Genomic DNA, 17,929 nt, shown 5'->3' on the forward strand with positions numbered 1-17,929 from the left:
CCCGGAATGGATGCCGCGCCCCCCAGGTTCTAGCCTGGGGGGCGCGGCATTGTCCGTATGACCGATTTCGTAGGCTCGCAGATGAGGTGCGTACCCACCCGAGCGACCCGCACAGGAACGAGGCCCCCATGACCGACCCCGTCACGCTGGACGGCGACGGCTCCATCGGCGAGTTCGACGAGAAGCGTGCCGAGAACGCCGTGCGCGAACTGCTGATCGCGGTCGGCGAGGACCCGGAGCGCGAGGGCCTGCGGGAGACGCCGGCGCGGGTGGCGCGGGCCTACCGGGAGCTGCTCGCGGGCCTCACCCAGACGCCCGAGGAGGTCCTGACGACGACGTTCGATCTTGGCCACGACGAGATGGTGCTGGTCAAGGACATCGAGATCGTCTCCCTGTGCGAGCACCACATGCTGCCGTTCCACGGCGTCGCGCACGTGGGCTACATCCCCGCGGAGTCCGGCAAGATCACGGGTCTGTCCAAGCTGGCCCGGCTGGTCGAGGTGTTCGCGCGCCGCCTCCAGGTGCAGGAACGTCTCACCACCCAGGTGGCGGACTCCCTGATGCGGATCCTCGAAGCGCGTGGCGTCATCGTCGTCGTCGAGGCCGAGCACATGTGCATGTCGGTGCGCGGGATCCGTAAGCCCGGCGCCAAGACCACGACGTCCGCGGTGCGCGGCCAGCTCAGGGACGCCACGACCCGTGCCGAGGCGATGAGCCTGATACTGGCGCGCTGACGCACGGCCACCCGCCGCTGACGGCGGGATCCGCCCAGGTGAGGGCGGGCAGGGCCGGGGCGACGGCGGGGCTGTGGACGGCGTCAGGCCGCCGTGGCCGCGCCGTTCTCGTGGTCGTCGTCCTCCGGGAGCCGGCACACGCGCTCCAGGAAGAGGGCCGCCGCTATGACCGCGATGCCGGCCAGGACCGAGAAGCCGGCGTAGATGGCCTGGTCACGCCGGGCGGGGATGTCGAGGGACTCCAGCAGGAAGACACCGGTGCCCCCGTACATCCCGGCGACGAGAGCGGCGACCAGTGCGCTGGACTGGCCGAAGACCACCGCGCGCGCCGCCATCAGGGGGTCGACGCCCTTGGCCTCGGGGCGGCGCTCGCGCTGGGCCTTGAGGCGGGCGCGCAGCGAGAGCGCCGTGGCCGTCAGCACGACGGCGATCAGGGCGAGGACGATGGGGGCGGCCAGGGGGACGCTGGGCAGGGTCCCGATCGAGTTCCACAGGCGGGCGCCCGCCCAGGACAGGATCGCCGCCACGGCGAACACGCCGGCCAGCACCCTGATGCGCAGCTCTCTCACGGTGTCCCTTCAGCTCCCCCGCGCCCGCGGCACGAAGATCGGGCGGGCAGTGGTCTCGTTGACCTCTCTGCTTGACCTTAACGACTAGTCGGGCAGGTGGAGTTCCAGGTCCTCGCGGGCTTCCACGCCCTCCCGGGGGAGCGCGCCGAGAAGATCGGCGACCGTGCCGAGGCCGGGCAACTGGGCCTCGGGCTCGACGTCGTGCCAGGGGGCCAGCACGAAGGCGCGTTGGTGGGCTCGGGGGTGCGGGAGCGTGAGGTGGGGGTCGTCGTCCACGACGTCGGCGTACGCGACGATGTCGACGTCCAGCGTGCGGGCGCCCCAGCGCTCGTCCCGCACCCGGTGGAAGGCCTCCTCGACCGCGTGCGCGCGCTCCAGGAGGGACGACGGGGGAAGGGTCGTCTTCAGCAGGATCACCGCGTTGTAGTACGACGGCTGGCTGCCGGGCTCGACGCCCCACGGCTCCGTCTCGTACACGGGGGAGACGGCCTTCACGCGGACGCCGGGGGTGTCCTCCAGGGCGTCCACGGCCCCCTGGAGGGTCTCCAGACGGTTGCCCAGGTTCGAGCCGAGGGAGATCACGGCCCGTTTGGGGTTGTGCAGCGTGGTGTCGGCGGCGTCGACCTGCTCGACGACGGAGGCGGGTACCGGCTGTACGGTCGGGTCGCTCTGGCCCTCGGTGAAGAACGCGGTCATGCTCGGCTCCGGGTGATGGTGACGGTCACGTCGTCGAAGGGGACGGTGATCGGCGCGTCCGGCTTGTGGACGCAGACCTCGACCTCCTGGACCCCCTCGTGCTTCAGACAGGCCTGGGCGATGCGCTCGGCGAGCGTCTCGATGAGGTCGACGGCCTCGCCCTGGACGACGGCCACGGCCTCCTCCGCCACGATGCCGTAGTGCACGGTCTTCGCCAGGTCGTCGTCGGCCGCGGCCGGTCGGGTGTCCAGGCCCAGCACGAGGTCCACGATGAAGGTCTGGCCCTCTTCGCGTTCCTTGGGGAACACGCCGTGGTACCCGCGGGCCTTCAGGCCGCGCAGCGCGACACGATCCACGCGAATCACTCCTGCAATCGTCGGTTGGGGCCGGTGCGTACCGGGTGCGGGCGGCCGCCCGGCCTCGAACGAATCTACCTGCGAGCACCGACAGTCCCGGGCTCCGGCCGCGGTGGCGCGGACCGGCGCCGGAAGTCTTCACCGGGTGTTTCCCCTGGGGAACCCGGCGGCTCACGGGCCGGTGTCGCCCCTACCCACGGGTTCGTGATTCCCACCACTCCCTCGCCGCGACGGTCGGCCTGAGGGGCTGCTGCCCCGTCTCCGGGCGTCCATCCGCTCAGGAAGGGGTGCCCTCGATCCCGGGGTCCCCGGGGTCGTCCGGGATCCCGGGGCCGTCGAGGCGCTCGGGGGTCTCGGCGTCCGCGGAGCCGTCGGCGTCGTCGTTCTCGGCCAGGACCGGAGAGGCGTGGTGCGACCACAGCTTCCAGCCGTCCGGGGTGCGGCGGAAGACGTTGGTGGCGACGACCAGCTGGCCGACGAGCGGCCCGAGCTCCTCGCCCTCCTCGGGCGCGGGGCCGCCGCTGAGGATGTTCTCCGTGCAGGTCACCAGGGCGGTGTCGCCGGTGACCGAGACGTGCACGTCGGTGAGGAAGAACTGGATGTAGTCGGTGTTCGCCATGATCAGCGCGTAGGACCTGAGGACCTCCCCCCGGCCGGTGAGCACCGGCCAGCCGGGGTGCACGCAGGAGACGACGCCGACGTCCGCGGGGTCGTGGTACGTCTCGTCCACGCCCAGGTCGGCGGGGGTGAGCCAGGAGGAGGAGACCCGTTCGAAGTCGCCCTGCTCGAGCGCCTCGTAGAACGCGGCGTTGGCGGCTTCGACCTGCTCGACGTCGGTGTGGGGGGCGCTCACCGGGCTCCCTCTGCACGGGGCGTGGCGGACTGGGGCCGCGCTTCGGGTGTGCTTCCCGCGCCGGGTGGGTCGGCCGCCGCACGCGCCGGGCCGGACGCGCCTGCGCCCGGCGTGTCCTTGTCTTCGCGCGCCCCCTCCACGGCCCGGGCGACCCGCACCGCGTCCGCCGTGGCGCGGACCTCGTGCACCCGGACCGCCCAGGCCCCGGCCTGCGCCGCGAGGGCCGAGACGGCGGCGGTGGCGGCGTCCCGCTCGCGCGCGGGCGGCGGAGCGCCCTGCGGACCGGCCAGGACGCGGCCGAGGAACCGTTTGCGGGAGGCGGCGACCAGCAGCGGGTGCCCGAGCGTGTGCAGCCGGTCGAGGTGGGCGAGGAGCGTCAGGTCCTGGTCGGCCTCCTTGGAGAAGCCGAGGCCCGGGTCGACGACGACGCGGTCGGGGGCGACGCCGCCCGCCAGGACGGCGTCCACGCGCGCGCGGAGCTCGTCCACGACGTCGGCGACGACGTCGGCGTACACGCCCTTGACGTTGCCGCCCTCGAGGAAGCCCCGCCAGTGCATGACGACGAAGGGGGCGCCCGAGTCCGCCACGGCCGGGATCATCGCCGGGTCCGCCAGGCCGCCGCTGACGTCGTTCACGAGGGCGGCGCCGGCCTCGAGGGCCTGGGCGGCGACGGTGGCGCGCATGGTGTCGACGGAGACGACGACGCCCTCGGAGGCCAGGCCCCGGACGACGGGGACGACCCGGCGGAGCTCCTCGGCCTCATCGACGCGGGTGGCGCCCGGGCGGGTGGACTCGCCGCCGACGTCGACCAGGTCCGCGCCCTCGGCGACGAGCTGCAGACCGTGTTTGACGGCGGCGGTCGTGTCGAACCAGCGGCCGCCGTCGGAGAAGGAGTCGGGGGTCACGTTGACGACTCCCATGACCGCGCAGCGGTCCCATGCGGGAAGTCCGGCGACGCGCCCGCGTCCGCTCTGCTTGCTCATGCGTTCAGCGTAGGCCCAGGAGGGAGCCGTGCCGCGGTGCGGCCCGGGGCCGCACCGCGGGGCGGTGCTGCGGGGTCCCCGCCCGGGCCGGTGTCGGCGGCCCGGGCCCGGTCGGCGGCGGACCGGCACGGTCGCGGTTACGCGGCCCGCACGTCTCTGTCCCCCACCGCGTGCGTGCACGCGCGTGCCGGAGCGGAGCGACGGCGCAGGAAGCGCGGCAGGGGGAGGGCGAGAGTGACGAAGCCCTCGGCCTGCATGGCGGCGAAGCCGATGCGGGGAAGGTCGGCGGAGGCCCGGTAGACGACGAAGCGGGGCTCCCAGCGGGGCTGGAACTTGGCGTTGAACTTGTACAGCGACTCGATCTGGAACCAGCGGGAGAGGAACACCAGCAGACCGCGCCAGGCGCGCAGCACCGGGCCGGCGCCGATCTTCTCGCCGCGGGCCAGGGCCGAGCGGAACATGGCGAAGTTCAGCGACACGCGCGTGATGCCGAACTTGGGCGCCGCCTGGAGGGCGGCGACGATCAGCAGTTCGTTCATGCCGGGGTCGGCCGAGCGGTCGCGGCGCATCAGGTCCAGCGAGGCGCCGTCCGGGCCCCAGGGCACGAAGTGCAGGATCGCCTTGAGGTCGCCGTACTCGCCGGGCGCCTCGTCGCTCTTGTGGGCCGTGGCGATCAGACAGTCGCCGTCGCCCGGGTCGCCGATGCGGCCCAGGGCCATGGAGAAGCCGCGCTCGGTGTCGGTGCCGCGCCAGTCCTCGGCGGCGCGTCGGACGCGCTCCAGTTCGGCCTCGCCGAGGTCACCCACGCGCCGGACCCGGGTTTCGTAACCGGCGCGTTCGATGCGCTTGACCATTTGGCGCACGTTGCGCATCGCGCGGCCGGCCAGGGAGAAATCCGCCACGTCCACCACCGCCTCGTCGCCCAGTTCGAGCGCGTCCAGACCGGTCTCGCGGGTCCACACCTCGCCGCCGGTCTCCGAGCAGCCCATGACGGCCGGGGTCCAGGAGTGGGCCTTGGCCTCGTCCATGAAGCGCTCGATCGCGCCGGGCCAGGCCTCGACGTCGCCGATGGGGTCGCCGCTGGCGAGCATCACGCCGGAGACCACGCGGTAGGTGACGGCGGCCTTGCCGCTGGGGGAGAACACGACGGCCTTGTCGCGGCGCAGCGCGAAGTGGCCGAGGGAGTCGCGGCGGCCGTGCTTGTCCAGCAGGGCCCGCAGCCGGGTCTCGTCCTCCTCGGTGAGGCGGGCGGCCGGGTGCTCGGGGCGGAAGGCGAGGTAGATCGTGGTGACCGCGGTGATCCAGCCGAGCGCGCCCAGGGAGAAGGCGACGGTCCAGGAGGTGTTGCCCTGGTAGTCCACCGGTCCCTCGAAGCCGAAGAGGCCGTACAGGACGTGCGTGATGCGGTCGGCCAGGCTCGGGTCGCCGATCAGGCGGTTGGGGTGGACGCTGACGATGACCAGCCCCAGACCGAGGGATCCGGCGCCCATGAGGATGAAGTTGGCGAGCGCGCGCCAGCGGCTGCGCGGGTCGGGCAGCGCCGCGAACTGGTCGCGGTGCAGCAGCAACGGCACCAGCAGCGCGATCGAGATGAGCGCGCCCAGGATCGAGTGGCGGTACACGAACTGGGCGACCGCGCCGGCCGGCAGCAGCACGACGGCGGCCCGCCAGGCGCGCCGCTTGCCGCGCCTGAGGCCGTGGGCCAGCAGCAGCAGGAGAACGCCGGCGCTGAGCGACAGCGCGGCGGCGAACGGCCCGAAGGAGCCGGGGAGGACCTCGGCGAAGGTGTGCATACGGCTGTGACGGAACCGCGGGAAGACGCCCCCGGCGACGTCCAGCAGGCCCACGAGGGCGCAGGCCCTGGCGACGAGGGCGGGAACGGCCTCAGGGCGCGGACCTCGCACTATCCGCCGCACCCGGCTCGTTCGGCGCGGAACCCCGCCCGACATTTCCGCATCTTCCGTGACAGACATCGCATCCCGTAGTTCCGCGAGAGACCTTGGACCCGGCGCCTATTCGGGCATCCGGCGACATTGCGCCCTCTAGGACGGTGTCTTGAGGAGAGAGGTTCACTCGTCTCTCCAAAGCCACTGAAAAGGCGAAGGAAAATCCGGGACAAGCCCTCGCGAAGGAGTCGGGGGGAGCGGGTGTGGTCCCGGACGGAGAGCAGGCAGGAAACCACCGCATGGGTCTCACGAGCAACAAAGTGCTGCTGCTGTCAGTGCTGTTCGCCTTACTGCTGTTCGTCGGCACCGTCTGGCTGTGGCCGCGGCTGGCCAGGCGGAGCTGGCAGGCCGTCGGCGGGCGGGTCGGGCTCCTGCTCGCCACGCAATTGGCCCTCTTCGCGTCCATCGGCCTCTCCGCCAATCAGGCGTTCGGTTTCTACGCCAGCTGGGCGGACCTGTTCGGTCAGGAGACGGAGCCGGGCGTGGTCGTCGACCACTCCGCGGGCGGTGGCGCGGCGGGACCGCTGAGGGTCGTCGACACGCGGCGGGTGGACGCCGGGAGCGGTGCGCGGCCGCAGATCGCCGGGCAGGTCCAGAAGGTCGCCATCAGCGGGCGCACGACGCGCATCGCCACGCCCGCGTACGTGTACCTGCCGCCGGAGTACTTCGAGCCGGCCTACCGCACGCGGACGTTCCCCGCGGCCGTGGTCCTCACGGGGTACCCGGGGACGGCGGCGGCGCTCGTGGACAAGCTGCACTACCCGCGCACCGCGCGGCAGCTGGCCAGGGACGGCAGCATGCAGCCGATGATCCTGGTGATGCTGCGTCCCACGGTGGCGCCGCCGAGGGACACGGAGTGCGTGGACATCCCGGGGGGTCCGCAGACCGAAACGTTCTTCGCCAAGGACCTGCCGGAGGCCGTGGCGGCCCACTACAGGGTGGGGAAGAAGGCGGGCAGTTGGGGCATCATCGGCGACTCCACGGGCGGGTACTGCGCGCTGAAGCTGGCGATGCACCATCCCGACGCCTATGCGGCGGCCGCGGGCCTGTCGGCGTACTACAAGGCGCCGATCGACCCGACCACCGGAGACCTCTTCCACGGGGACAAGACCCTGCGCAAGGAGTCGGATCTGCTCTGGTTTCTGAAGAATCGTTCCGCTCCCGCCACCTCCCTGCTGGTCACCAGCAGCAAGGTCGGAGAATCGAACTACAAGGCCACGCAGAAGTTCATAGGGCTGGCGAAGGCGAACGGCCGGACCCGGGTCTCGTCGATCATCCTGGATAGCGGCGGGCACAACTTCAACACCTGGCGGCGCGAGATTCCGCCGACCCTGCAGTGGATCAGCGGTCGGCTGAGCGGCCGTTGAGCCGGGCGGACCGGCGGCGAGGCGGCGGAGGGGCGGAGCAATCCCCTGCTCGGGGCGGGGGCCGTCGGTCCAGGGCGGCCGCGCCTCCCCGGCCCCGAACGGGGGCGCCGGGCGCTCCGGAGGCGCGTCCCCGAACGATGAATGATCTTGCTTCTTGTCGAATTCGGTGACCACCCTGATTCCTGATGCCATGTGAAGGCTTCGTTATGGCTGTGTTTTTGTGGGGCGGCGCGCCAACAATCGCCTACGCGCGGTAAGTTTCTGGCCATGCCACGAGGACGTCACCGCCATTCCCCTCCTTTGCACAGGCTGCTGCCCCCCTCGGCGATCGCAGGCGTCTCCCTCGTCTGCGCCCTCGGCCCCTGGGTGTTCACGCAGGCGACGGCACTGCGCGTGCTGGCGGCGGCCGCCGCGGCGACGGCCGTCGTCGGCGCGGTCGTGATGCGCCATTGGGACGTGCAGGCCGGCAAGCAGGTCGCCGACCTCACGCGCGCGCGTGCCGGTGACGAGTGGCGCTTCGAGGAACGTGTCGCCGAGTTGGAGAGCGACCTCGAGGAGTCGCGTGAGCTCCGGGTCAAGCTGGAGCAGCGGCTGCGGTCCAAGCGAGCCGAACTGGCCGGTCTGCGCAACGAGCACGCGGCGCTGCTGCGCCGCTACGCCACCGCGGAGACCGAGCGGGCCAGCGCCCTGGAGGGCCGCCGCCTGCTGGAGATAGAGGCGGCTCCGACGCCCGCGCTGCCCGCCGCGCGCGGGCCGCAGGACGCGGAGCCCACCGGGAGGACGGAGACGTCCGAGGCGGCCGCGGTCTCCGAGGCGTCCGGCTCCGGCGCGTCGGCCGAGTCCGCCGAGGCCTCCCGCCCTGCCGAGTCCGCCGAGTCCTCCAAGCCCTCTGCGCTCGTCGACTCCGCCGGGTCCGGTGAGTCCGGTGAGTCCGGTGAGTCCGGTCAGGAGTCGGCGCGGACGTCGGCGGTGTTCTCGCCGGCGGGCTCCCAGCTGTTCCTGCGGGCGCAGGCGGCCCTCGCGCGCCTGGACGCCGACGGCGTGGAGCCGTCCCACGAGGAGCCCGGCGACCGCCCCGAGGACGGGCTCGCGGAGGGCGGCGCCGACCAGGGGACCGCGCGGACGTCCTCCACGGAGGCCGCGCAGGAGGACGAGGCGCAGGGGAAGCCCGAGGCGGTCGACGAGCACACGCGCGTGGCCGCCCCCAGCCCGGTCGCCCAGGACGACGCCGACACGGACGCCGAGAACGTCGAGGCCGAGGCCGACGAGAGCCACGGCGGTGAGGCGTCGCAGGGCGCGCGTCCGTCGGACGAGGACCCTGCGGCCGACGAGGCGTCCTCGACGGACGTGACGTCGACGCAGCCGGCCGCGAAGGCGGTGCTCCCCGAGGACGGGGCGGCCCCGGACGAGGCCGGTCGCGCCGCCCGGCCGCTGGAGAGCGCGGCCGCTCCGGCGGCGGACGGCGCCCCGGCCACGCGCCCCGAGCCGGCCCCGGACGTCGACCCCGACCGTGATCCCGACCCGGACCCCGATCCCGGCCCGGGCCCCGGTCGCGGGCTCGCCCACGCCGTCGAGACCCCTGCCGCCGCCGAGGCGGGCGCCGTCGTCCGGCGCCCCGCCGCTCCGGTGCAGCGTCCCTCCGGGCACTTCGCCGTGCCGACCGCCGTGGCCGTCGTCCCGGCCGCCGAGCCGGTGCGTCGTCCGACCGCCGAGGGCGGCTTCGACTTCTTCGGCACGAAGAGCGACGCGGAGCCCGACGCGCTGGAGGCGGTGCAGAACGAGGACCTCGCCGACGTCGTCGGCCAGGAGGCCCTCGCCCTGCACAAGGCCGAGTCCGAGGCGGAGTTCAAGCCGGCGGACGAGGCGGCGCGCGGAGTGGGCCAGGTGATCGACCTGACCGCGCACGACGAGACGGAGCACATCGACCTCAAGAGCCTGCGCAGCGCCGTCTCCTGACCGCTTCCGCGGGCCGCCGGGAGCCGGTCAGGTCATCCACCGGTCGGGCCGGGCGTCGAGGCGTCCGGTCCGTGATCGTTCGGCCTGGCCCGCGAGCAGCGCGGCCGCCTGCCGTGCGTCCCTCAGGCGGGCTGTGACGGTCTTGCCGGCCCCCGTGTCCACGTGGACGTCCGCGAGCCCCCAGAGGCGCTGCCAGGGCCCCTGAGTCAGTCGCACGCTCTGGACCTTGGCGTGCGGCACGAGCGCGAGCCGCCGGCGCAGCAGCCCGTGCCGGGTGGCGAACACCGCGTCGGTGACGGCGGTCCCGTAGCCCCGCCACCACACGGGCGCGCATCGTCCGGCCCGGCGCGGCGGCCGCACCAGCGCGCCCTCGGCCGGGACGCTCACCCCCGGCAGCACGTGCGCGACGACGGCTTCCGCCGCCTCGCGCGGAGCGACCGGCACGAGCACCGAGTTGGCGGAGCCGGCCACGTCCAGCTCGACGCGCACCCAGCCGAGCCGCCGCCACAGCAGCGGCTGGACGATGCGCACGGTCTGCACCCGCCCGGGCGGCACCGTCTCGTGCGTACGGTCCAGGAGCCCGCGGTCGATGCGCAGGCCGTCCGGCGACTCGCCGACCGTCCAGTCGTACTCCCCGGCGAACCGGCCCGCGCTGGTCGCGCCCGCCGCGCCGAGCAGCGGCACGCCGGTCGCCAGAACCGTCCACACGCTGTGGGTGGCCAGCCACAGCACCGGCGGCACCACCAGCGCGGCGGCCAGCGCTCCCCAGGTCGCGCCGGTCAGCGCCAACGCGACCGCGAGCTTGCGCGGCGGCACCCGCAACAGCTCGCGCGCGGGCGCCTCGCCCACTTCGGGCGCGGTCTCCGGCGCGAATCCGGCGGCCCGCGCGAGCAGCTCCGCCCGCAGCGCGCGGGCCTCCTCCTCGCCGAGGAAGGCCAGTTCGTCCTTCTTCTCGGCGCCGACGACGTCGAGCCGGAGCTTCGCGACGCCCGCGATCCGGGCCAGCAGCGGCCGGCCGACGTCGATCGCCTGGATGCGTTCCAGCCGGATGTGGGCGGCGCGCCGGAACAGCAGGCCCGTGCGGATGCGCAGTTCGCTGTCCGTCACCGCGAAGTGGGTGAACCACCAGGACAGGAAGCCGTACAGGGAGGCCGCGGGAACGAGGACGGCCAGCGCGATCAGCAGCATGGTCGTGGTCAGCCGGGTCAGCTGCTCCTGCGCCTGGTTCGGGTCGTGCACCGCCCAGCCGACGAGGACCGCGATCGGCGCCCAGGCCCGCCGGAAGGGGGTGACGGGATGCAGCCGCCGCTCGAGGACGGGCCGTCCCGGGCCGGCGTCCCCGGACGCCTCGACCCCCTCGGTCACCTGCACCCCCTGGGCCACCTCCGACTCACCTGGCACCTCACCCTCACGCGTCACTTCACTCTCACGCGCCACCTCGACCCCACCGGTCACCTCGGCGCCACCGGGTCCGCCCGGCTCACGGAGCGCCGACGGTTGCGGATCGCCCAGGCCACCCGGTCCGTCCGATCCGCCCGGCCCGTCCGGGCCCTCCGGTATGCCGTCGTCGAGGTCCGGGGTCGTCACAGGCCCGCCGATCGGGCCTCGCCGAGGGCGGTGAGCCGGTCGCGGAGGCGTTCCGCCTCGGCCGGGTCCAGGCCGGGGATGACCGCGTCGGTCGCGGCGGCCGCGGTGTGCAGCTGGACGCCGGCCAGCCCGAAGTACCGCTGGAGGGGCCCGGAGGTGACCTCGACGAGCTGCATGCGCCCGTAGGGCACCACGGTCTCCTCGCGCCAGAGCACCCCGCGAGTGATCAGCAGGTCGTCGGCCCGTTCGGCGTACCGCCAGGAGCGCCAGTTGCGGCCGAGCAGCACCCAGCCCCAGGCGACTCCCGCCAGCGGCAGCAGCGCGAACGCCGCCCACGCGGGACCGACGAGCAGCCCCAGCGGCAGCCCCACCGCGACGGCCGCCAGCCCCAGCCACACCACCAGCAACAGCCGCCGCATCCGCAGCAGGCCAGGCGGCAGTCCGCTCCACACCGGTGCGACCGCCGTCGCCTCCCCGCTCCCCGGGCCGACCGGGCTCCCCGTCTCCATGGGGTCAGCGTACGTAGGGGAGACTGTCGCCATGACTCCTACGACGGAGACCACGGTCGGGATCGGCGGTGCCGCGGAGAGCACCGACATGGTGCTCAACATCGGCCCCCAGCATCCCTCCACGCACGGCGTGCTGCGGCTGCGGCTCGTCCTGGACGGCGAGCGCATCCGGCACGCGGAGCCGGTGATCGGCTACATGCACCGCGGCGCGGAGAAGCTGTTCGAGGCACGCGACTACCGCCAGATCGTGATGCTGGCCAACCGCCACGACTGGCTGTCGGCGTTCTCCAACGAGCTGGGCGTGGTCCTCGCGGTGGAGCGGATGCTCGGCATGGAGGTCCCCGAGCGGGCCGTGTGGACGCGCACGCTGCTCGCCGAGCTGAACAGGGTGCTCAACCACCTGATGTTCCTCGGGTCCTACCCCCTGGAGCTGGGCGGCATCACGCCGGTCTTCTACGCCTTCCGCGAGCGCGAGGTGCTCCAGAACGTCATGGAGGAGGTCTCCGGCGGCCGCATGCACTACATGTTCAACCGCGTCGGCGGCCTCAAGGAGGACCTGCCGGCCGGCTGGACGTCCCGCGCGCGGGAGGCCGTCGCCGCCGTGCGCTCCCGGATGGACGTGTACGACGACCTGGTGCTCGGCAACGAGATCTTCCGCGGGCGCACCCGTGGCGTGGGCGTCCTGGCGCCGGAGCACGTGCACGCGTACGGCGTGAGCGGTCCCATCGCGCGCGGTTCGGGCGTCGACTTCGACCTGCGCAGGGACGAGCCGTACCTGGCCTACGGGGAGCTGCGGGACACGCTGAAGGTGGTGACCCGGACCGAGGGCGACTGCCTCGCGCGTTTCGAGTGCCTGCTGGAGCAGACGCACAACGCGCTCGACCTCGCGGACGCCTGCCTGGACCGACTCGTCGACCTGCCGCCGGGCCCGATCAACCAGCGGCTCCCGAAGGTCCTCAAGGCGCCCGAGGGACACACGTACGCGTGGACGGAGAACCCTCTCGGCATCAACGGCTACTACCTCGTCAGCAAGGGCGAGAAGACCCCGTACCGGCTGAAGCTGCGCTCGGCGTCGTACAACAACATCCAGGCGCTCACCGAGCTGCTCCCGGGCACCCTGGTCGCGGACATGGTGGCGATCCTGGGATCGATGTTCTTCGTGGTGGGGGACATCGACAAGTAGCCGTCAGTCCGCGGGCGGCCGGTCCCGCGAAGGCCGGTCCGTGGGCGGCCGGTCCGCGGCGGGCTCCTGGTCGCGTTCCGCGTCGAGCGGGTCCGCGATCCCCACCGGCTGGAGCAGCCAGCCGAAGTCGCCCAGTCCACCCCGCGCGGTGAGCTCCGAGGCCTGCGTGGCGCCCGCGAGGGCGCGCAGGTACCCCGAGGGGTCCGTGGCGGCGAGCGCGAGCGGGGGCCGCGCTCCGCTGACGCCCAGGGCGCGCAGCGCGTCGCGTTGGCCGAGCACCCGCGCGCGGGACGCGGCGGACGCCTCTCCCGCCGCCGCGCACGCGTCCAGGGCGACGTGGGCGGTGATGTCGCGGGAACCGTCCGGGACGGGCGCCGTCTCGCGCCCCTCCCGGAAGCCGGTGAGCGTCCCGAACGGCGGCCGCGCGTCGGCGCGATGCGCGTAGTCCACGGCCACCGCGAGCCCCCGTACGACGCACGCCACCGCGGACGCCCACGCCGTGTCCCGCGGGAGCCCGATCTCCGCCCGCAGCCCTTCCTCGCCCGGCAGCGGCCACCACCGCGCGAGCCACCGCGCCTGCGCGCCGGAGACCGGCTCCCCGAGCCGCTCCGACCCGTCGTCGCGGACGAGCACCAGACGTGGCACGCCCGCGGGGTCCACCTGCGCGACGTCGAGGGGGACGTTGTCCAGCCACTCGTTGGCGAAGAGCAGCCCGGTGATCTCCCGAGGCGGCTCGGGCAGCCACGCGATCCGGCGGGCGAGGCCCTCGGGGCGATCGGCGATCTCGACGGCGTACGCGCGCGTGCGGGCGGCGACGTCGGCGGGGAGCGCCGCCAGCACGCCCGCGACCAGCTCGCCCCGGCCGGCGGCCATGTCGACGAAGTCGAGCGACGGGGGCCTCCCCAGCGCCTCGTCGACCCGGCAGAGCAGGCGTGCCACGGCCCCGGCGAACAGCGGCGACGCGTGCACGGACGTACGGAAGTGCCCGGCCGGGCCCTCGGGCCGCCGGTAGAAACCGCCCCGCTCGCGAGCTCCGCCCTCGCCCGGCGCCTCCGCGCCGCTCCACGAGCCCCCGCCCGTCCGTGCCTCAGGGCCGCGCGACGAGTCCCCGCCGCCGCTCCGCGTCCCCCGGCCGGTCCGCGGCTCCGGGCCGTACAGGGCGTCCTGCATGGCCGCCCGCCAGCCACGCCACGGGCCCGTTCCGGTCACGTCGTCCACCGCCCGTCGACTCACCATCCGGTCAGACTAGGCGTACAGGTGATCACGGCATCCACCTTGCGGAGTACGCCCGCCGGGACCGGATCGGCCCTCCGGTTGACCCCTGCACGCATCGGGCTTCCCTACGCTGGGTCACGTGCAGCGCCTCTATGACTTCCTCCGCAGACACCCGACCAGGGTCGACGGCTTCTGGGCCCTCGTCCTGTTCGGGATCTCCGCCGCTGCCGGAACAGCCGGGCAGGATCGGGGCGGCACCGACTCCATGGCGCTGCTGGTGCCGGTGGTCTTCCTGCTGTGCCTGGTCATCGCGTTGCGGCGGCGCCTGCCCGAGCAGATGCTCGTGCTCGCCGCGGTGCTCGGCACGGCGCAGCTGGTGCTGAACGTCGGCGTGACGGCGGCGGACTTCGCGCTGCTGGTGATCGTCTACACGGTCGCGGCGACGGGCGCCCGCTGGGCCTCCCGCCTTGCCCTGGTCATGGCGTTGAGCGCGGCCACCCTGGCGCAGCTGCGCTGGCCGCACGAGAACGCGAGCGTGCCGGGCCAGGTGGCGGTCATCGTCTTCCAGACGGTGCCGTTCGCCCTGGCCTGGGTGCTCGGCGACTCCATGCGCACCCGTCGCGCCTACTTCGCCCAGTTGGAGGAGCGCGCGGCCCGCCTGGAGAAGGAGCGCGAGGCGCAGTCGAAGGTCGCGGTCGCCGCCGAGCGCGCCCGGATCGCGCGCGAGCTGCACGACGTCGTCGCGCACAACGTGTCCGTGATGGTGGTGCAGGCCGACGGCGCCGCCTACGTCCTCGACGCCGCGCCCGACCAGGCGCGGAAGGCGCTGGAGACGATCTCCTCCACCGGCCGTCAGGCGCTGGCCGAGATGCGCCGCCTGCTCGGCGTGCTGCGCACCGGTGAACACCAGGAGAGCGGCGAGTACGTGCCGCAGCCGGACGTCGAGCAGATCGAGGACCTCGTCGAGCAGTGCCGGGGCTCGGGTCTGCCGGTGGACTTCAAGGTCGAGGGCACCGCGCGTCCCCTGCCCAGCGGCGTCGAGCTGACGGCGTACCGCATCGTGCAGGAGGCGCTGACGAACACCCGCAAGCACGGCGGACCGAACGCCGGGGCGAGCGTGCGTCTCGTCTACTTCGACGACGGTCTCGGCCTGCTCGTGGAGGACGACGGCAAGGGCGCCCCGCACGAGCTGTACGAGGAGGGCGGCGTCGACGGCGCGGGCCACGGTCTCATCGGCATGCGCGAACGGGTCGGCATGGTGGGCGGCACCCTGGACGCGGGACCGCGGCCCGGCGGAGGATTCCGCATCAGCGCCCTGCTGCCGCTCAAACCGGCGCACTGACGCCCGCGCCCGCTCGCAGGTGACACCTGTCACGCGCCCTGGCCCCGACCCCCGACCCCTGCCAACGATCAGAAGCAAACGGAAGAGGACTCGATGACGATCCGCGTGATGCTCGTCGACGACCAGGTGCTGCTGCGCACCGGGTTCCGGATGGTGCTCGCCGCCCAGCCGGACATGGAGGTCGTGGCCGAGGCGGGCGACGGCGTCGAGGCCCTACAGGTGGTGCGCTCCACGGCGGTCGACGTCGTGCTGATGGACGTCCGCATGCCGAAGCTGGACGGCGTGGAGGCCACCCGGCGCATCTGCGCCGAGCCCGACGCGCCCAAGGTGCTGATCCTGACCACCTTCGACCTGGACGAGTACGCGTTCTCCGGGCTGAAGGCGGGCGCCTCCGGGTTCATGCTCAAGGACGTCCCGCCGGGCGAGCTGCTCACCGCCATCCGGTCCGTGCACAGCGGCGACGCGGTGGTCGCCCCGTCCACCACCCGCCGTCTGCTGGACCGGTTCGCGCCGATGCTGCCGAGTACCGGCAAGGAGCCCCGGCACAAGGAGCTGGAGCGGCTGACGGAGCGCGAACGCGAGGTCATGGTGCTCGTCGCCCAGGGGCTGTCCAACGGAGAGATCGCGGCCCGGCTGGTGCTGTCCGAAGCCACCGTGAAGACCCACGTGGGGCGCATCCTGACCAAGCTGGGACTGCGCGACCGGGTCCAGGTCGTGGTCCTGGCGTACGAGACGGGTCTCGTCCGCGCGGGCGGTCTGTGAACCGGCGTGAAGGGGCCTCCCGCGGGAGCGGCGGCCACTAGGGTCTGCGCATGCTCCTGTGGATCAACGGCCCCTTCGGGGGCGGCAAGACACAGACCGCACACGAGATACGACGCCGGCTGCCGGGCAGCGTCGTCTGCGACCCCGAGCACGCCGGGTTCGGGCTGCGCCGGATGCTGCCGCCCGACCTGCGCGGCGACTTCCAGGACCTGGCGGCCTGGCGGCAGGGCGTCGTCGAGGTCCTCGACCTGGCCCTCGGCGCCCACGAGGGCGTGGTCATCGCCCCCATGACCGTCACCGATCCCCGGTACTTCGACGAGACCGTCGGCCGGCTGCGCGAACTCGGCCACGACGTGCGCCACTTCACTCTCCTGGCCGAACGCGAGACGGTCCTGCGGAGGCTCCGTGAGCGCGGCCTCGGGCACCTCCTCGGGTTCACCGTGGGCAGGAAGAGGGGCCTGCGCCGGGAGACCTGGGCCGTCCGGCGGCTCGACCACTGCCTGGAGCGGCTGCGGGAGCCGGAGTTCGCCGAGCATCTGTGGACGGACCACACGACCGTGCCGAGGACGGCCGACCGCATCGCCGTCCTCGCGGGGCTGACGCTGAGCCCCCACACGGAGGGCGCGCTGCGGACACGGCTGCGCCAGGCCGGCGTGGGCCTACGGCACATCCGGTTCGACTGAGGCCGGGAGACGGCCGTGCCTCAGCGGAGTATTCCTTCCAGGAAGTCGCTGCCCAGCCGGGCCACCACCGTCACGTCGAGCTGGTGCAGGACGTACCGGCCGCGCCGGCGCGTGGTGACCAGGCCGGCCTTCTTCAGGACGGCGAGGTGCCGGGATATCTCGGGGGCCGTCCTGCCGTGCACCTGGGCGAGCTCGGTCGTGGTGTACGCGCTGCGGGCCAGCAGTCGGCAGATGCGCATCCGGACGGGGTGGGACAGGGCCGTCATCCGCAGGGTCAGCTGCTCCACCGACGGGGGCGAGGCCAGCTCGGGCGAGCCCACCGGGTAGTGCAGCACCGGCTGCCAGCCGTAGCGGTGCAGCACCATGAGATGCGGCCAGCCCAGACTCGTCGGCACGAGCAGCAGGCCGCCGTCGCCGGTGGAGCTGCGGCCCTGGACCAGTTTGTCCACGACGATCCGGGTGCCGCTCTCGTCGAGGGTCACGGCCGAGGACACCGAGGCCAGCGTCTCGGCCAGCCCCTTGTGGCGCAGGAGATCCGTCTTGTGGCGGGCGTCGGCGGCCAGCGGCGGGCGCACCCGGGCCCAGACGTCGACGAAGAACGCCTCGTCGCAGTCCTCCAGGAACTGCCGCAGCCAGCCACGCACGCGTGGCGGGTCCTCCAGCAGCCGCCGGGTGAACCGCACCTGCCGCGGCCCGCGGGTGGCGGCCAGGTCGAGCGCGCGGCGGCACAGCTCCGGGTGGGAGAGCAGGGCGGGGCCCGGCAGGTCGTAGCCGGGAGCGCAGGTGAACTCCAGCGCGGAGTCGACGAACTGTTCGTCCGTCAGCTTGTCCAGCAGGTCGAGCTCCTCGGCGAGCGTGGCTCCGGGGAGCGTGCCGCCGGGGACGCCCGCGTAGGGCAGGAAGAGGTCCGAGAACGTCGTCCGCCACAGGAAGTCGGCCTCGCACATCCGGTCGGCCAGGTGCGAGTCGAGCCGGGCGGTGACGGAGGTGACCCAGCCCTGTAGGCCGGGGTGGTGCCCCGGCTCGGCCAGCGCGTGCAACGCCATGCCGAGCTCGGCCAGGGGGGAGGGCACGACGGCGACCCTCTCCGGCCGCAGCCCCGCGATGTCGATGCTCAGACTCATGCCCCCATGGTGCACCTGGCCACCGACAACGCCGTCCGCGTCGCCGCCCCCACGGACACCGTCC

17 protein-coding genes are annotated in these 17,929 nt (G+C 73.5%); 7 read left to right on the top strand and 10 right to left on the bottom strand.

Going from position 1 to position 17,929, the window contains the following annotated elements; all coding sequences use genetic code 11:
• Positions 1 to 128: 128 nt before the first annotated feature.
• Positions 129 to 734 (top strand): GTP cyclohydrolase I FolE, encoded by a 606-nt coding sequence (gene folE / locus KMS84_RS14810; RefSeq protein ID WP_256916681.1) that lies wholly within the window; start codon positions 129 to 131, stop codon positions 732 to 734.
• A gap of 83 nt (positions 735 to 817) precedes the next feature.
• Here the strand turns inward: folE and KMS84_RS14815 are convergent, their stop codons facing one another.
• From KMS84_RS14815 to KMS84_RS14840, 6 genes are all read right to left on the bottom strand, one after another.
• On the bottom strand, positions 818 to 1,303 hold the full coding sequence (locus KMS84_RS14815) for a DUF3180 domain-containing protein (RefSeq protein WP_256916682.1): 486 nt from the start codon (positions 1,301 to 1,303) through the stop codon (positions 818 to 820).
• An 84-nt stretch (positions 1,304 to 1,387) separates the two neighbouring features.
• Positions 1,388 to 1,999, bottom strand: a complete 612-nt coding sequence (gene folK, locus KMS84_RS14820; protein ID WP_256916683.1) for a 2-amino-4-hydroxy-6-hydroxymethyldihydropteridine diphosphokinase — start codon at positions 1,997 to 1,999, stop codon at positions 1,388 to 1,390.
• Positions 1,996 to 2,355, bottom strand: coding sequence for a dihydroneopterin aldolase (gene folB, locus KMS84_RS14825; protein WP_256916684.1), 360 nt, complete (start codon positions 2,353 to 2,355; stop codon positions 1,996 to 1,998). The genes folK and folB overlap by 4 nt, the downstream gene beginning before the upstream one ends.
• Positions 2,356 to 2,632: 277 nt before the next feature.
• Entirely contained in the window at positions 2,633 to 3,208 is a 576-nt protein-coding gene (locus KMS84_RS14830) for a nuclear transport factor 2 family protein (protein WP_256916685.1), read from the bottom strand.
• Entirely contained in the window at positions 3,205 to 4,191 is a 987-nt protein-coding gene (gene folP, locus KMS84_RS14835) for a dihydropteroate synthase (protein WP_256916686.1), read from the bottom strand. Before folP ends, KMS84_RS14830 begins: the two co-directional genes overlap by 4 nt.
• Before the next feature lie 137 nt (positions 4,192 to 4,328).
• Positions 4,329 to 6,140: a phosphatidylglycerol lysyltransferase domain-containing protein gene (locus KMS84_RS14840; protein ID WP_256916687.1), complete on the bottom strand. Its 1,812-nt coding sequence runs from the start codon at positions 6,138 to 6,140 to the stop codon at positions 4,329 to 4,331.
• 236 nt (positions 6,141 to 6,376) lie between these two features.
• Between KMS84_RS14840 and KMS84_RS14845 the strand changes: the two genes are divergently transcribed.
• Positions 6,377 to 7,504: an alpha/beta hydrolase gene (locus KMS84_RS14845; RefSeq protein ID WP_256916688.1), complete on the top strand. Its 1,128-nt coding sequence runs from the start codon at positions 6,377 to 6,379 to the stop codon at positions 7,502 to 7,504.
• Between the two features lie 267 nt (positions 7,505 to 7,771).
• Positions 7,772 to 9,460 (top strand): coiled-coil domain-containing protein, encoded by a 1,689-nt coding sequence (locus tag KMS84_RS14850; RefSeq protein ID WP_256916689.1) that lies wholly within the window; start codon positions 7,772 to 7,774, stop codon positions 9,458 to 9,460.
• Between the two features lie 27 nt (positions 9,461 to 9,487).
• Here KMS84_RS14850 and KMS84_RS14855 read toward each other — a convergent pair whose 3' ends face one another.
• Together KMS84_RS14855 and KMS84_RS14860 are read right to left on the bottom strand one after the other, a co-directional pair.
• Positions 9,488 to 10,831 (bottom strand): PH domain-containing protein, encoded by a 1,344-nt coding sequence (locus tag KMS84_RS14855; protein WP_438818938.1) that lies wholly within the window; start codon positions 10,829 to 10,831, stop codon positions 9,488 to 9,490.
• Positions 10,832 to 11,043: 212 nt separating this feature from the next.
• Positions 11,044 to 11,556: a PH domain-containing protein gene (locus KMS84_RS14860; RefSeq protein ID WP_256916690.1), complete on the bottom strand. Its 513-nt coding sequence runs from the start codon at positions 11,554 to 11,556 to the stop codon at positions 11,044 to 11,046.
• A gap of 31 nt (positions 11,557 to 11,587) precedes the next feature.
• On the opposite strand from KMS84_RS14860, the gene KMS84_RS14865 reads away from it, so the two are divergent.
• Entirely contained in the window at positions 11,588 to 12,739 is a 1,152-nt protein-coding gene (locus tag KMS84_RS14865; protein ID WP_256916691.1) for an NADH-quinone oxidoreductase subunit D, read from the top strand.
• Positions 12,740 to 12,742: 3 nt separating this feature from the next.
• Here the strand turns inward: KMS84_RS14865 and KMS84_RS14870 are convergent, their stop codons facing one another.
• Positions 12,743 to 13,975: an SAM-dependent methyltransferase gene (locus KMS84_RS14870; protein ID WP_256916692.1), complete on the bottom strand. Its 1,233-nt coding sequence runs from the start codon at positions 13,973 to 13,975 to the stop codon at positions 12,743 to 12,745.
• Positions 13,976 to 14,093: 118 nt separating this feature from the next.
• On the opposite strand from KMS84_RS14870, the gene KMS84_RS14875 reads away from it, so the two are divergent.
• From KMS84_RS14875 to KMS84_RS14885, 3 genes are all read left to right on the top strand, one after another.
• Positions 14,094 to 15,296, top strand: coding sequence for a sensor histidine kinase (locus tag KMS84_RS14875; protein ID WP_256916693.1), 1,203 nt, complete (start codon positions 14,094 to 14,096; stop codon positions 15,294 to 15,296).
• A 93-nt stretch (positions 15,297 to 15,389) separates the two neighbouring features.
• Positions 15,390 to 16,058 carry a response regulator transcription factor gene (locus KMS84_RS14880; RefSeq protein ID WP_069773135.1) on the top strand — a complete coding sequence of 223 codons (669 nt, stop codon included), beginning with the start codon at positions 15,390 to 15,392 and terminating at the stop codon, positions 16,056 to 16,058.
• 50 nt (positions 16,059 to 16,108) lie between these two features.
• On the top strand, positions 16,109 to 16,741 hold the full coding sequence (locus KMS84_RS14885) for an AAA family ATPase (protein ID WP_256916694.1): 633 nt from the start codon (positions 16,109 to 16,111) through the stop codon (positions 16,739 to 16,741).
• A 20-nt stretch (positions 16,742 to 16,761) separates the two neighbouring features.
• Here KMS84_RS14885 and KMS84_RS14890 read toward each other — a convergent pair whose 3' ends face one another.
• The gene (locus tag KMS84_RS14890) at positions 16,762 to 17,865 is read right to left on the bottom strand and encodes a DUF5937 family protein (RefSeq protein ID WP_256916695.1); all 1,104 of its coding nucleotides are present in this window, start codon (positions 17,863 to 17,865) and stop codon (positions 16,762 to 16,764) included.
• Positions 17,866 to 17,929: the final 64 nt, after the last annotated feature.

Source organism: Streptomyces hilarionis (assembly GCF_024539675.1).
Taxonomy (GTDB): Bacteria; Actinomycetota; Actinomycetes; order Streptomycetales; family Streptomycetaceae; genus Streptomyces; species Streptomyces hilarionis.